This window comes from Bradyrhizobium sp. 956_D2_N1_4, assembly GCF_052076025.1.
Classification (GTDB): Bacteria; Pseudomonadota; Alphaproteobacteria; order Rhizobiales; family Xanthobacteraceae; genus Bradyrhizobium; species Bradyrhizobium barranii.
In genome coordinates this window covers 6,876,220-6,889,512 of the sequence record NZ_CP197237.1, presented here as the reverse complement: position 1 = coordinate 6,889,512, position 13,293 = coordinate 6,876,220, and the positions used below count along the sequence as shown (strand labels likewise).

Annotated in this window: 14 protein-coding genes; 7 read left to right on the top strand and 7 right to left on the bottom strand. The window is 64.1% G+C overall.

What is annotated here, in order from left to right; all coding sequences use genetic code 11:
* Positions 1-9 precede the first annotated feature (9 nt).
* Positions 10-996 carry an alpha/beta hydrolase family protein gene (locus AB7535_RS32625; protein ID WP_208068686.1) on the bottom strand — a complete coding sequence of 329 codons (987 nt, stop codon included), beginning with the start codon at positions 994-996 and terminating at the stop codon, positions 10-12.
* A gap of 105 nt (positions 997-1,101) precedes the next feature.
* Positions 1,102-1,584 (bottom strand): CinA family protein, encoded by a 483-nt coding sequence (locus AB7535_RS32620; protein ID WP_208068688.1) that lies wholly within the window; start codon positions 1,582-1,584, stop codon positions 1,102-1,104.
* Positions 1,585-1,725: 141 nt separating this feature from the next.
* Between AB7535_RS32620 and AB7535_RS32615 the strand changes: the two genes are divergently transcribed.
* The 3 genes from AB7535_RS32615 to AB7535_RS32605 are packed head-to-tail and all read left to right on the top strand — an operon-like array spanning position 1,726 to position 4,331.
* Entirely contained in the window at positions 1,726-2,784 is a 1,059-nt protein-coding gene (locus AB7535_RS32615; protein WP_208068690.1) for an amidohydrolase family protein, read from the top strand.
* A 24-nt stretch (positions 2,785-2,808) separates the two neighbouring features.
* Complete coding sequence (locus AB7535_RS32610; protein ID WP_208068692.1) at positions 2,809-3,918, top strand: amidohydrolase family protein; 1,110 nt, start codon at positions 2,809-2,811, stop codon at positions 3,916-3,918.
* A complete protein-coding gene (locus tag AB7535_RS32605; protein ID WP_166077860.1) occupies positions 3,918-4,331 on the top strand; it encodes a Rieske (2Fe-2S) protein in 414 nt (137 codons plus the stop codon). Before AB7535_RS32610 ends, AB7535_RS32605 begins: the two co-directional genes overlap by 1 nt.
* A 114-nt stretch (positions 4,332-4,445) precedes the next feature.
* On the opposite strand, the gene AB7535_RS32600 is transcribed toward AB7535_RS32605, so the two are convergent.
* Positions 4,446-5,777 (bottom strand): MFS transporter, encoded by a 1,332-nt coding sequence (locus tag AB7535_RS32600; protein WP_071916835.1) that lies wholly within the window; start codon positions 5,775-5,777, stop codon positions 4,446-4,448.
* A gap of 143 nt (positions 5,778-5,920) precedes the next feature.
* The gene (locus tag AB7535_RS32595) at positions 5,921-6,820 is read right to left on the bottom strand and encodes a transcriptional regulator GcvA (protein ID WP_063980834.1); all 900 of its coding nucleotides are present in this window, start codon (positions 6,818-6,820) and stop codon (positions 5,921-5,923) included.
* A gap of 110 nt (positions 6,821-6,930) precedes the next feature.
* On the opposite strand from AB7535_RS32595, the gene AB7535_RS32590 reads away from it, so the two are divergent.
* Together AB7535_RS32590 and AB7535_RS32585 are read left to right on the top strand one after the other, a co-directional pair.
* Positions 6,931-7,134, top strand: coding sequence for a DUF1127 domain-containing protein (locus AB7535_RS32590; RefSeq protein WP_063980835.1), 204 nt, complete (start codon positions 6,931-6,933; stop codon positions 7,132-7,134).
* A gap of 69 nt (positions 7,135-7,203) precedes the next feature.
* A complete protein-coding gene (locus AB7535_RS32585) occupies positions 7,204-7,827 on the top strand; it encodes a GNAT family N-acetyltransferase (RefSeq protein WP_354102356.1) in 624 nt (207 codons plus the stop codon).
* Positions 7,828-7,932: 105 nt separating this feature from the next.
* Here the strand turns inward: AB7535_RS32585 and AB7535_RS32580 are convergent, their stop codons facing one another.
* Together AB7535_RS32580 and AB7535_RS32575 are read right to left on the bottom strand one after the other, a co-directional pair.
* Positions 7,933-8,763 (bottom strand): enoyl-CoA hydratase, encoded by an 831-nt coding sequence (locus AB7535_RS32580; RefSeq protein WP_166077921.1) that lies wholly within the window; start codon positions 8,761-8,763, stop codon positions 7,933-7,935.
* Positions 8,764-8,874: 111 nt separating this feature from the next.
* Complete coding sequence (locus AB7535_RS32575) at positions 8,875-9,576, bottom strand: SDR family NAD(P)-dependent oxidoreductase (protein WP_028149253.1); 702 nt, start codon at positions 9,574-9,576, stop codon at positions 8,875-8,877.
* Between the two features lie 222 nt (positions 9,577-9,798).
* Here AB7535_RS32575 and AB7535_RS32570 point away from each other — a divergent pair, with 222 nt between their 5' ends.
* Positions 9,799-11,583 carry an acyl-CoA dehydrogenase family protein gene (locus tag AB7535_RS32570; RefSeq protein ID WP_354102357.1) on the top strand — a complete coding sequence of 595 codons (1,785 nt, stop codon included), beginning with the start codon at positions 9,799-9,801 and terminating at the stop codon, positions 11,581-11,583.
* Between the two features lie 45 nt (positions 11,584-11,628).
* Positions 11,629-12,717, top strand: a complete 1,089-nt coding sequence (locus tag AB7535_RS32565) for a Zn-dependent alcohol dehydrogenase (protein WP_354102358.1) — start codon at positions 11,629-11,631, stop codon at positions 12,715-12,717.
* Positions 12,718-12,865: 148 nt separating this feature from the next.
* Here the strand turns inward: AB7535_RS32565 and AB7535_RS32560 are convergent, their stop codons facing one another.
* Positions 12,866-13,219, bottom strand: a complete 354-nt coding sequence (locus tag AB7535_RS32560) for a nuclear transport factor 2 family protein (RefSeq protein WP_166077998.1) — start codon at positions 13,217-13,219, stop codon at positions 12,866-12,868.
* Between the last annotated feature and the right edge of the window lie 74 nt (positions 13,220-13,293).

The window sequence follows — 13,293 nt, the reverse complement described above, 5'->3', positions numbered from 1 at the left end:
AGGGCCGCGTCACGGCTTGGCGCTTTCGGCGAAATGCTTGCGAAAGAACGCAACGACATCGACGTGAAGCCGTCGGTGGAAATCGACGCGATCGAAATCCGGCGCATCGGTGCAGACGGCGGGGGCCTCCCGGGCGTCCTTTGGGGTGCAGGTCGCGAGGAAGGAAAAATGCCGGGCATTGTCCACGAAATGGTAGTCCGGCTTGATCGGAAGCCTTTGATTGATGGCTGCCGCACAGCATCCGGATAGACCATCGGCATTCTGCGCGGGGTCAGAACTCCACAATTGAACCGGCACTGCTATTGCTTTCAGATTCTCCTCCGGGAAGACGAACACCGGATAGGGATCGATGATGACCGCGGCCTTGACGCGCTTATCATGGGTCGTCGGCTGATCAGGAAGCTCGCCGCTCTCGAGTTGTTTGCACGCCTTCAAGCTCGACGTCTCGCAATTCGGCAATCCCTTGCGCAGATCGGGATCGCCGCCGATGACGACAAGGCCGGTGTAGCCGCCAAACGAAAACCCGTAGAGCCCGATGCGCTGAGGATCGATGCGGGATGCGTCCGGCCACCCCTCCAGCATATAGTCGATCAGCCGGCTCATATCCGTGGGGCGCTCGACGAGAACCGAAAGACTGTCGGTGCGGCTGGTGTCACGCATGGTGTCGCCGGGATGATTGAGCGCCGCCACGACGAACCCGGCATCGGCCAAAGCCGCGGCGGTGTCATGGTGACCGCCGAACCATCCTCGGCGGCCGTGCGACATCACGATGAGTGGAAGCTTTTCTCCGATGACTGGACATGCGGGCACGGCGAAGAAGGTGGCGCCACGCGCATCCATCTCGCGAGGTGACTCAGCACACGGAGTCCAGACCAGCAGTCGGATTGCCGGTCCCGCCGGACCGGCAGGAATGTCGAAGTTTCTGACCCCGGCGGCTTGCGCCGTCGTTATCCCAAGGACGAGCAGGGTCGCGAAGACGAACGCAGGAAGTCGCATCATTGCTCCTATCGCGCCTGGGCGGTGACGCGCTCGCTCATGCTTCGGCACGACGGTCGGTCCGGCTGGAGATCGGGAGCGCGTGCGGTTCCCATGTGAGGGCGTTCACCCCTCCAGCTTCCGCAGCAACAGCTTCAGCGCCGTGGCCGCAAACACCTGCATGTTCGCAAACCGGTCGTTGTTGCCCGTCTCCAGCGTGATCACCTCTGCCGTAGGTCCCGAAACCGCCATGCAACTGTGCCCGGCGGCGTCGCCATAGCGGTTGCCGGTGGGGCCGGCGGCGCCGGTTTCGGACAGGCCCCAGTCGCAGCCGAAGCGGCTGCGCATCTGTTCGGCGAGGAGTCTCGCATATGGCTCCGACGAGGAACGAAAGCCCTTCATTCCTTCGTCCGAAATATCCATCAGCACACGCCTGGCATCGCGGGTGTAGACCACGGCGCCGCCGAGGAAATAGGCGGAGGCGCCGGGCACCGCGAGCAGGCTGGCCGAGATCAGGCCGCCGGTCGAGGATTCAGCCACTGCAATGGTCTGTTTGCGCGCGATTAGTCGGGCCGCAACCTGTTCCGCAATGCCGACGAGCTCTTTCATCCCTTTAACCTCTCAGTCCTCGCAACGGAGCTGTGCCTTCCTAGCATATGACAGCGGCCTTGGCCGAGTTGCGGGCGACGGGCAGGCCTGCTTGAATGGTGGACAAGACAAAACGTGACGAGGAAACGTGAAGGAGACGTGATGGCGTCCCTGATCGCCGGCGGGGTGGATTGCGACGTGCATCCCGCCGTGCCGCATCTGACCAGCCTGCTGCCGTACCTGAATGACTATTGGCGCGATCAGGTGACGACGCGCGGCATGGTCGACCTTGTCTCGCAATCCTATCCGCAGAACTCGCCGATCGTGGCGCGTCCCGATTGGCGGCCGGAAACCGGCAAGCCCGGCGCAAGCTTGGAGGACATGCAGCGCCATCTGCTCGATCCCTTCCAGCTCACATACGCCATCTGCAATCCACTCTACGGCGTGCAGATGGTGTTTTCGGAAGATTTGCAGGCCGCCTTCTGCCGCGCGTTGAACGAGTGGCTCGTGAAGGAATGGCTCGATCGCGATTCACGGCTGCGTGGTTCGATCGTGATCCCCACGCAAAGTGTCGAGAAAGCCGTCGCCGAGATCGAGCGCTGCGCACAGGACCGCCGCTTCGTGCAGGTGCTGATGCTGGTCATGGGCGACACGCCGCTCGGCAAGCGCGCGGTGTGGCCGATCTACGAGGCGGCGGAACGGCTCCAGCTGCCCATCGGGATTCACGCCGGTTCCGCCTATCACAATCCGCCGACTGCCGTGGGCTGGGGTTCCTATCACATCGAGGATTATGTCGGTCAGGCCCAGGCGTTCCAGACTCAGATCACCAGTCTGATCGTCGAGGGCGTGTTCGCCAAATATCCGCGGCTGAAAATGGTCATGCTTGAATCCGGCGTCTCCTGGATCTCCCCTTTTCTCTGGCGCCTGCACAAGTTCTGGCGCGGGGTGCGAATGGAGACGCCATGGGTCGATCGCGCGCCGCTCGACATTGTGCGCAGCAACATCCGGTTCTCTTTACAGCCATTTGATGCGCCGCCGGAACCTGAGACATTAATTCGCCTGTTTGATCATATGCAGTCCGACGAATTGGTTCTATTCTCCACGGACTATCCGCACTGGCAATTCGACGGCCAGGACGCGCTGCCCGAGGGCCTCACCCCCGATCTCGTGCGCAAGATCATGATCGAAAATCCGCATGCGACCTATCCCCGCCTGACTTAGCCCGCTGCCAAAGGAGGCAAGGCGATGAATGTCCAATTCCGCGAGAGCACCGAAGCCGCTTCCCCACTGACCGTCAAAACCGCAATCGCGGACTGCGACATCCATCCGGCACGCGCCACCCGCACCGAGCTCTATCCTTATCTGGCGAAACGCTGGCAGCATCATCTCGAAGTCTACGGCGTCCATGCCTATCAGGGCATGATGGAAGGCCCGCCCTATCCGAAGGCCCAGCCCAACGCATCGCGTCGCGACGCCTATCCGCCGGAAGGCGGGCCGCAGGGCTCTTCGTTGTCCTTCATGCAGAAGCAGCTGCTCGATCCCAACAACGTGGAACTCGGCGTGCTCAATCCGCTCAACACCGGGCAGGGCATCCGCAATCACGAGCTCTCGGCGGCGCTGTGCTCGGCGATCAACGACTGGCAGATCGACAAATGGACCAGCAAGGACAAGCGTCTGAAGGCGTCCATCGTCGTCGGCAATGAGGACGGCCTGTCGGCCGCCGCCGAAATCCGCGAGCGCGCCGGCGACAAGAATTTCGTGCAGGTGCTGCTGCTCAGCCGCAATGTCGAGCCGCTCGGTCAACGCCGTTACTGGCCGATCTATCAGGCCGCGGAAGAGGCGGGGCTTCCCGTCGGCGTGCACGCTTTCGGCTTCGGCGGCAATCCGATCACGCCGTCCGGCTGGCCTTCCTATTACATCGAGGAGATGGTGGGCCACTCGCAGTGCCAGCAATCGGCGCTGGCGAGCCTTGTCTTGGAAGGTGTGTTCGAGCGCTTTCCGAAGCTGAAGATGGTGATGATCGAGGCCGGCTTCGGCTGGGCTCCGTCGCTTGCCTGGCGGCTCGACAAGGTCTGGCACCGGCTGCGCAGCGAAGTGCCGCACGTGAAGCGGCCGCCGTCTGAATATATCCGCGAGCAGGTGTGGTGGACCACGCAGCCGATGGAGGACCCGGAGCGGCGCGAGGACCTGTTCGACGTCATCAAATGGATCGGCTGGGACCGACTGCTGTTCGCGACCGACTATCCGCATTGGGACTATGACGAGCCGTCGCGCGTGCTGCCGGCGGGCGTCAGCGACGCCAACCGCGAAGCGTTCTATCTCGGCAATGCGCGCATGCTCTATGGGATTGCTTGATGGCGCGGCACGTGATTGCGGCGGTGGATGAGCTTCCGCCGGGCACGCGAAAATTTCTGGAGATCGACGGACGGCCGATCGCGGTCTTCAACATCAAGGGCGAGTATTTCGGCCTGATGAACCGCTGCCCGCATCAGGGCGCGGCGCTGTGCGAGGGCCCGCTGATCGGGCTCGCGCAATCAAAGGAACCCGGCGAGATCGAATACACCAAGCTCGGCGAGATCATCCGCTGCCCCTGGCACGGTTGGGAGTTCGACATCCGCACCGGCCAGTCCTATTGCGACCCCCGTCGCTTCCGCGTGAAGGCCTATCCGGCGCATGTCGAGCCGGGTGCGAGCGTGGTGAAGGGCCCGTATGTCGCCGAGACCATCCCGGTGAAGGTCGAGAGCGATTACGTGGTGGTGGAGCTTTAGGTTACTGTCATTCCGGGGAGATGCGAAGCATCGAGCCCGGAATCCATCGTGCCGCAAGAATGTTGGGAGAAATGGATTCCGGGTTCGCCTCTTCGAGGCGCCCCGGAATGACCATCAGTGGCTCACCGCCGGCGCCGCTTCACCGGTCGCATCGTACGTCGTCACCGCTTGGCGGCCACCGCGATAGACGATCGATGCGGCAATGATGCCAAGCGCAGCGGCGAACATCAGCCAGAAGCCGGGTGAGGCTTTGTTGCCGGTGTAGTCGATCAGCAAGGTCGAGGCGAATGGCGTGAACGTGCCGAACAGCGCAGCGGCGAGCGCGAAGGCCAGCGAGAAGCAGGTGGTGCGGACATGCGCCGGCACGATCTCGACGAGAGCACCGAGCATGGTGCCGCTGTACATGCCGAAATAGAACGAGAACAACATCTCGACCGCGAGCAGTTTGCCGAAAGTCGGCGCGGCGACCAGCCAGGACAGTGCCGGGTAGGCGGTGACGAGCGCCAGGCCGGCGATGGCGAGCAGTACCGGCTTGCGGCCGATGCGATCGGACAGCGCGCCGCCGACGGGATTCCAGAAGAAGTTGGTCACGGCGACGAGCAGCGTCACGAGCAGTGCGTCCTGCGTCGAGAGCTTCAGCACCGTCTTGCCGAAGGTCGGCGTGTACACGGTGACGAAGTAGAATGTCGTCGTGGTCAGGACCGCGATCATCATGCCGAGGATGACGATGCGCCAGTTGGCGAGCGCGGAGGCGAACACCTCGTTTGCCGTCGGGTGCTTCTTCATGGCGAGGAAGGCCGGCGTTTCCTCGAGCGTCCGCCGCAGCATGAAGATCAGGGGAATGATGAGGCAACCGACGAAGAAGGGAATGCGCCAGCCCCAGGCGGTCACGACGTCCGCCGGCATCACCTCGGACAGGATGAAGCCGAGGATCGAGGCCACGAAGATCGCGACCTGCTGGCTCGACGACTGGAACGAGGTGTAGAAGCCGCGATTGCCGGGCGTGGAGATTTCCGCGAGATAGACCGAGACGCCGCCGAGCTCGACGCCGGCGGAGAAGCCCTGCAGCAGGCGGCCGATCAGCACGATGACGGGCGCCGCGATGCCGATGGTCGCATAGCTCGGGCAGAATGCGATCACGACGGTGCCGATCGCCATGATGCCGAGCGTGACGATCAGGCCCTGGCGGCGGCCGATGCGGTCGATGTAGGCGCCGAGCACGATCGCGCCGACGGGGCGCATCAGCGCGCCGAGCCAGAACACGCCAAAAGTGTTGAGCAGCGAGGCTGTCTCGTTACTGGAGGGAAAGAACGCCTTGCCGATGGCGGCGGCATAGAAGCCGAACAGGAAGAAATCGAACTGCTCGAGAAAATTGCCGGAGGTGGCGCGGAGGATCGCGCCGATGCGCGACTTGATCTCGGGCGGATTGGTTGCTGGTCCAGCCATGACGTTTCTCCCCTGGAAGGCGCGGCCGGACCGGAACTCATTTCACGGCAAGGCATCAGATTGTCGGTTGCGACAATCTGTCCTACCCCTCTCGCGCGGGGCGCGGCGAGTCAATCGATTTCACCGGGGAAGCTGATGATTTTTCACGCTTTATTCTGCGTTGCAGCGATCATCCACTCGCGGAACGCGGCCAGCTTCGGCGCCTCGCGCCGGCCCTCCGGCGCGACCAGGTAGAAGCCGGCATCGGCCGGCAGCGCGATCTTGAAGGGCACCACGAGCCGGCCCTTGGCGATGTCGTCCTGGACGTAGGAGGTTCGCCCCATTGCCACGCCGATGCCGTCGATTGCGGCCTGGATGGTCATGAAGATCATGTCGAAGGTGATGCCGGGCTGCCTGGCGATGTCGCCCGGAAGGCCGGCCGCCGTCAGCCACAGCCGCCAGTCATCGCTGTTGGCATTGGAGGTGTGCAGCAGCGGATAGCCTTTGAGATCCTCAGGCTGGCGCAGCGGCTTGTCGCCGCGCAGCAGCGACGGACTGCACACCGGAAACAGCTCGTCGGCCATCAGCCAGTCGGCGCGCAGGCCCGGCCATTGACCGCGGCCATAGCGAATCGCGGCATCGACATTGTCGCGCTGGAAATCGACGAGGCTGGTCGAGGTGGTGATGCGGACGTCGATGCCGGGGTGCTGCTCCTGGAAATCGGTCAGCCGCGGCAGCAGCCATTTCGCGGCGAGCGATGCCAGCGTCGAGACGGTCAGCACCTTGTCGTCGTCCTTGCGCAGCAGCCGGTCGGTCGCAAGGCGGAGGTCGTTGAAGGCGGCGCGGACGCCCGGCAAATAGTCGCGCGCTTCCGGCGTCAGCGCCAGCGCGCGGTTCTGCCGGACGAACAGGCGGATGCCGAGCTCCTCCTCGAGCCGCCGGATCTGATGGCTGATCGCGGTCTGGGTCACGTTCAGCTCGGACGCGGCCAGCGTGAAGCTGAGATGGCGCGCGGCGGCCTCAAAGGCCCGCAATCCGTTCAGGGAGGGCAATCTGGCAGTCATTTGGCAGCAGGATGCATGACGTTATTTCATGCGAAGGGGTACAAATTGTCGTTTGTCGCAGCGCGGTAGCAAGCAGATATTAGCGGTCAAGTTAGCTCAAGGAGCTGAAAATGTCTACTTTGACCCACAATTCGATGACAAATCATCATGCACCCGGCCTCATCCAGCAGATCGGCGAGACGCTTCACGTCTGGCACGAGCGCTACCGGACCCGCCGCGAACTGACCCATTGGACGGCCCGCGATCTCCACGACGTCGGCCTGTCCTGGACCGACATCGCCTACGAGGCTGACAAACCCTTCTGGCGGGCCTGATTGGCCGCCAGGCCGGCGCCGCCTGATCACAGGGGCGCCGGCGGTCCCTCTTTCCGCAGGGCTCGTGTCATGAGCACTCTTCGCCTGGAAGATCTGAAGCAATATTCGGACGTGCTGCGCACCCGGCAGGGTGAGGCGATCAACATCCGCTTCGTCGAGCCGCGCGACACCGAGGAGCTTCAGCACTATTTTCGATCGCTCTCGACCCGCTCCCGCTACAACCGCTTCTTCGGTGCGATCAGCGAATTGCCGAAGAGCCTGCTGAGCGAGTTCCTCGATGTCGGCGCGCGCGAGCGCTTTTCCGTTGTCGCGACGAAGATGGTCGACGGCTTCGAGACCATCATCGCCGAAGCGCGCTACGCCTTCCATGCCGAGACCTCGACACTCGAGTTCGGCCTGTCGGTCGACGACCGTTGGCAGGGCCACGGCATCGCCACCGCGCTGATGAAGAATCTCGAATGCCGCGCGGCAGCTCTTGGTGCCGAGCACATGTTCGGCGACACGCTGCGCTCCAACGAGACCATGATCTCGCTCGCCCGCAAATCCGGTTTCGCTTTCGTCAATCATCCCGATGACTGGAAGCTGGTGCGCTTCGACAAGGAGATCGCCGTCGCACCGAAAGACATTCCCTGCGCGAGCAGGCGCCTCGCCGCCCTTTCCCGTCAGGCCGACAGCCCCTCAGCCTCGGCCTGACACCACTCCGAGCCCGGCCTGGTCATCCAGAGCCGGGCTTTTTTTTGTTCGTCGTAGCCCGGATTTCGCTGCGCTCCATCTGGGCTGCGATCGTCAAACCGCGGGTTACTTTCCCGTGAACACCGCTTTCCGCTTCTCGATGAAGGCCTGCACGGCTTCCTTGTGATCAGCAGTCGTGGTCAGGCGGATCAGCCGTCCGGCTTCGTGGTCGCGGGCGGTCTCGAAATCGAACAGCAGCGCCTCGTCGAGATTGTCCTTCATGTAGCGCAGCGCCTGACGCGGGCCTTCGGCGAGCGATTTGGCCAGCGCAAAGGCCTCGTCTTGCAGCCTGTCGTCGGGCACGACGCGGTTGACGAGGCCGATTGTCTCGGCGCGCGCGGCGTCGACGCGATCGCCGGTGAACAGCAACTCGCGGGCTCGCGCGGTGCCGACCAGCCGGGTGAGCAGCCAGGCGATGCCGTAGTCGCCGCTCAGCGCGATGCGGGCGTAGCCGGTGGAGACGAAGGCCGATTGCGCGGCGATGCGGATGTCGCAGGCCATGGCGATGGCGAGTCCGGCGCCGACCGCGGGGCCGGGCAGGGCGGCGATGGTCGGCTTGCGTACCGACACCAGCGCGCCGGTGAGCAGCCGCTGCCGTTCCTGGAGATCGGCGACCTTGTCGTCAAACGACATCTCGAGCTTCTTCGGGTCGCGATGCGCGCCCATGCCCTTGACGTTGCCGCCGGCACAGAAGGCCGCGCCCGCGCCGGTGATCAGCAGCGCGCCGACTTCGGGGCTCTCGCCGCAGGTGCGGATCATCGTCCGCAGCGCCGGCGTCAAGATGTCCGACAGCGCGTTGCGCGCCTCCGGCCGGTTCAGCGTGATCACTGCGACGCGGTCGCGGATGACGCAGAGGAGTTCGTTGGTGCCGGTATCGATGGTGGTTTCCGTGGTCATGTCGCTCCCTACCCTTGTAGGGTGGGCAAAGCGCGCGTGCCCACCATTTGTTGTTTCGTCGTGATGGTGGGCACGGCGCTGCGCGCCTTTGCCCACGCTACGGCAGCGCGTCTAAAACTTCTCCACCCACGGCCGCAGCTCCAGCTCCCAGCTCCAGGCGCTGCGCGGCTGTTGCAGCACGTTCCAGTAGCTCTGCGCGATCGCGTCGGGATCGAGCATCGAATCCGGCTTGTCGGCGGGTTCGGCCCGCGCCGCGCTGCGGATGCCGCCGTCGATCACGAAATGCGCGATGTGGATGCCCTGCGGCGAGAGCTCGCGCGCCAGGCTCTGCGCCAGCCCGCGCAACGCGAACTTGCCCATCGCGAAGGAGGCCGACTGCGCATAGCCCTTGACGCTCGCCGAGGCGCCGGTGAACAGGATCGCGCCGTGCTTGTTCGGCAGCATGCGCTTGGCCGCCTGCTGCGCCACCAGGAAGCCGCCATAGGCGCTGATCGCGATCGCCTGCGCGACATCCGCCGGAACGAGATCGACGAACGGCCCGCGCGTGCGGCCGCTGGCGTTGTAGACGACGAGGTCGGGCGTGCCGATCTCGCGTTCGACCAGGCCGAACAGCCGCTCGACCTCCTCAGGCTCGGTGGCGTTGCAGGCATAGGCCTTGGCGCCGGTCTCGCGACAGAGCGCGCCCAATTTCTCGATCTTGCGCGCGGCCAGCGCGACGCGGATGCCTTGCGCGGACAGCAGACGCGCCAACGAGGCGCTCAGGCCTTCGCCGGCGCCAACGATGAGGGCGATCTTGTATTTCGGATGTTCCATGGCGTGATCTCTCGGAGACGGGAAGCCGCTGATCTATGCATCCGCCGTGCGGACAACCAGCCGGGTCGATCATAATTCCGCAGAGCGAATTGCTCCTTCACGGCGATCATGCCTCCCTGACAATTTGCGGCTTTATCCGCCTTTGCGACTGGAGCATGATCGACATCATCCCAAGCGGCAAGCGATAAGAATTGCCGTCGGGCGGGAACGAAGAGGACGATCATGCACAAGCCGGTCACAGGTGAGCCAAAAAGTGTCGCGGCCGCACCATCCGGTCTGCTGGCGCCTGATACATCAGGCGTGAATTTCTATCGCGCCGATCCGGCGCTGACGGATCTGTTGCGTATCCATCTGCCGGACCCGCTGTTCCGCCACATCGAGCCGCATCTCGATCGCCTCGGCGAACTCGCCGGTGGCCATCTCGACGATTGCGCGCGGCTCGCCGACCGGCACACGCCGGTGCTGCACCAGCGCGACAAGTTCGGCCGCGACGTGCAGTGGATCGAATATCACCCGGCCTATCGCGAACTGGAGAGCGCGGCCTTCGGCGAGTTCGGCATCCATGCGTTGTCGATCCGCAAGGGCATCATGGGCTGGCCGGACAAATATCCTGTCGTGGCCAAGCACGCCTTCACCTTCCTGTTCAACCAGACCGAATTCGGCATGGGCTGCCCGATCAACGTCACCGACGGCTGCGCAAAGCTCTTGGCGAATTTCGGCAGCGAGGCGCTGAAGGCGAAATATCTCGACGGCCTGACCCAGACCGACATGAGCAAGCTGACCCAGGGCGGCCAGTTCATGACCGAGAAGGAGGGCGGCTCCGATGTCGGTACGCTGACCACGCGTGCCGTGCAGGAGGGCGACCATTGGCGCCTCCATGGCGAGAAATGGTTCTGCTCGAACGCCGATGCCAAGGTCGTGATGCTGCTGGCGCGTCCCGAAGGCGCCGGCCCCGGCACGCGCGGCGTCGGCCTGTTCCTGATGCCGCGCTTCCTCGACGACGGTTCGCAGAACCACTATCGGATCGTGCGCCTCAAGGACAAGCTCGGCACCCGCTCGATGGCCTCGGGCGAGATCAAGCTCGAAGGCGCGATCGCCTATGCGGTCGGCAAGCTCGACCGCGGCTTCGTGCAGATGGCCGAGATGGTCAATTCGTCGCGGCTCTCCAACGGCGTCAAATCCACCGCGCTGATGCGCCGCGCCTATCATGATGCGATGACGGTGGCGAAGAACCGCGTGGTGTTCGGCAAGCGCATCATCGACCTGCCGCTGGGACGGCGGCAGATGTTGAAGATCATGCTGCCGGTCGAGCAGGCGCTGTCGATGAGTTTTCTGACCGCCGACGCGCTCGACCGCGCCGAGGCCGGCAGCCAGGATGCAGCCGCGCTGCTGCGCATCCTGACGCCGACCCTGAAATTCCGTGCGACGCGCGATGCGCGAAAAGTCTGCGGCGATGCGCTCGAGATGCGCGGCGGCATTGGCTATATCGAGGAATTCGCCACGCCCCGCCTGCTGCGCGATGCGCATCTCGGCTCGGTCTGGGAGGGCACCGGCAACATCGTCGCGATCGATGCGCTCCGGCGCGCGGTCGGCCGCCACGGCGCCGAATCCGCGCTATCAGCCGATCTGCATGCGCGGCTCGATGATAGCGTGTCGGTCCCGCAGGCCTGGCGCGACAATTTGCGCGGTCTGGTCGATCGCGCCGTCGGCTTCGCGCGCGAGGTCGCGGGCAATTCCGAGAACGAGGCCGATGCGCGCCGCGCGACCAGCCTGCTCTATCACGTCGCAAGCGCGGTCGCGCTCGCCTGGGAAGCGCATCGCATCCACGAGATGCGCGGCGATGCGCGCCGGCTGCTGCTGTCGCGGCTGGTGATCGACCATCGCGTGGCGCCGAGCGATCCGTTCCGGCTGACGGAAAATGCCGCGCAAGCGAAGATCGCAGCGCTGCTGCTCGGGGATCGCGACGCCGGCATGAGCGAGGTTGGCGAACTGGTTCTGGCAGCGTAGGCTGCACGCCACGCTCAAACCAAAAGAAGCGATAGGGAGTGCTCGATGAAGGCCGCCGTCCTTTATGAAGTCAATCAGCCGCTGGTCATCGAGGATGTCAGCCTGCCGAAGCCGGGCCCACGCGAGGTTTTGATCCGCACGGCGGTCGCCGGCCTCTGTCACTCCGATCTGCACTTCATGGAAGGCCTGTATCCGCATCCGCTGCCCGCGGTGCTCGGGCACGAGTCCGCCGGCATCGTCGAGCAGGTCGGCTCCGACGTCACCTATGTGAAGCCGGGCGATCACGTCGTGACGTGCCTGTCGGTGTTCTGCGGCACCTGCGACAATTGCACCACCGGCCGCACCGTGCTCTGCACCGACACCACCGTAAAGCTGCTGCCGGGCGCCTCGAACCGGATGCAATGGTCGAAGTCCGAGAAGCTGCATCAGTTCCTCAACCTCTCGTCCTTCGCCGAGCAGATGCTGGTGCACGAGAATGCGATCGTCAAAATCCGGAAGGAGATGCCGCTCGATCTCGCCGCGCTGATCGGCTGCGGCGTCATCACCGGCTACGGCGCGGTCGTGAACACGGCGAAGGTGACGGCCGGCGAGACCGTGGCCGTGATCGGCTGTGGCGGTGTCGGCATGGCCGCGATCAACGGCGCGCAGATCGCCGGCGCCGGGCGCATCATCGCCATCGACACCAATCCGGCAAAGCTGCAGCTTGCGACCAAGCTGGGCGCGACCGACATCATCAATCCCACCGACGGCGACGTCGTGAAGCAGGTGCGCGACCTCACCAATGGCGGCGTGCATCATTCCTTCGAGGTGCTCGGCCGCAAGGAAACCGCCGAACAGGCCTTCGGCATGCTCGCCTCCGGCGGCACGGCCACCATCGTCGGCATGATCCCGTTCGGCCAGAAGATCGAGCTGCACGGCTTTGACTTCCTGCGCGAGCGCAGGATCCAGGGCTCATCGATGGGCTCCAATCATTTTCGCGTGGACATGCCGCGGCTGGTCGATTTCTACCTGCGCGGACGCCTGCACCTCGAGGACTGGATCTCGGCCAAGCTGAAACTGCCGGAGATCAACGAGGGTTTTGCCAACATGAAAGCCGGCAAGACGCTGCGCAGCGTGATTGTGTTTGATAGCTAGCAACCGCAATGACAGTGTCATCGCCCGCGAAAGCGGGCGATCCAGTACTCCGCGGCGGAAGCTGTGTGAACCGACTATTGCCGCGGCGTACTGGATGCCCCGGTCAAGCCGGGGCATGACAGCGGAGTGTGAGGATGGCTTGCCTACCTCACCGCGACACGTGCGCTGATACCGCGAGCCACGTCCCGTTCTTCTTCGTCCAGCAATCGGTGTACCGCCCCGTCGCCTGCTGGCCGTCGGCGGTGGTGTAGCTGGTGGCTGCGTGAATGATGGCAAAATCGCCCATGATGCGGATGATGACATCATGCGCATGCAGATTGCGGATCGCGATCGGCCGTGCCGTCTGCTCCAGGAAGGCGGCGCGGTCGACCAATGTCTTGTCGGGATTGGAGCAAAAGAACTCCGGCGCCAGGATTTCGTCGAAGCGTTTGACGTCGCAGTTCTGTACGGAGGCGACATAGTCGTGGTTGAGCGCGGTGAGCTGGTCGAGGTCTTGGCTCATGACGTTTCTCTCCCTCTATGTTATTTTACTCCGTCATTGCGAGCGTAGCGAAGCAATCCAGAAATGTCTCCGCG

Excerpts from the sequence above, each read along its gene's own strand:
- AB7535_RS32580 (WP_166077921.1), bottom strand. The coding sequence starts at position 8,763 with ATGACCACGGAAACCACCATCGATACCGGCACCAACGAACTCCTCTGC.
- AB7535_RS32560 (WP_166077998.1), bottom strand. The coding sequence starts at position 13,219 with ATGAGCCAAGACCTCGACCAGCTCACCGCGCTCAACCACGACTATGTC.
- AB7535_RS32610 (WP_208068692.1), top strand. The coding sequence starts at position 2,809 with ATGAATGTCCAATTCCGCGAGAGCACCGAAGCCGCTTCCCCACTGACC.
- AB7535_RS32575 (WP_028149253.1), bottom strand. The coding sequence starts at position 9,576 with ATGGAACATCCGAAATACAAGATCGCCCTCATCGTTGGCGCCGGCGAA.
- AB7535_RS32565 (WP_354102358.1), top strand. The coding sequence starts at position 11,629 with ATGAAGGCCGCCGTCCTTTATGAAGTCAATCAGCCGCTGGTCATCGAG.
- AB7535_RS32615 (WP_208068690.1), top strand. The coding sequence starts at position 1,726 with ATGGCGTCCCTGATCGCCGGCGGGGTGGATTGCGACGTGCATCCCGCC.
- AB7535_RS32585 (WP_354102356.1), top strand. The coding sequence starts at position 7,204 with ATGAGCACTCTTCGCCTGGAAGATCTGAAGCAATATTCGGACGTGCTG.
- AB7535_RS32570 (WP_354102357.1), top strand. The coding sequence starts at position 9,799 with ATGCACAAGCCGGTCACAGGTGAGCCAAAAAGTGTCGCGGCCGCACCA.
- AB7535_RS32600 (WP_071916835.1), bottom strand. The coding sequence starts at position 5,777 with ATGGCTGGACCAGCAACCAATCCGCCCGAGATCAAGTCGCGCATCGGC.
- AB7535_RS32595 (WP_063980834.1), bottom strand. The coding sequence starts at position 6,820 with ATGACTGCCAGATTGCCCTCCCTGAACGGATTGCGGGCCTTTGAGGCC.
- AB7535_RS32605 (WP_166077860.1), top strand. The coding sequence starts at position 3,918 with ATGGCGCGGCACGTGATTGCGGCGGTGGATGAGCTTCCGCCGGGCACG.
- AB7535_RS32625 (WP_208068686.1), bottom strand. The coding sequence starts at position 996 with ATGCGACTTCCTGCGTTCGTCTTCGCGACCCTGCTCGTCCTTGGGATA.
- AB7535_RS32590 (WP_063980835.1), top strand. The coding sequence starts at position 6,931 with ATGTCTACTTTGACCCACAATTCGATGACAAATCATCATGCACCCGGC.
- AB7535_RS32620 (WP_208068688.1), bottom strand. The coding sequence starts at position 1,584 with ATGAAAGAGCTCGTCGGCATTGCGGAACAGGTTGCGGCCCGACTAATC.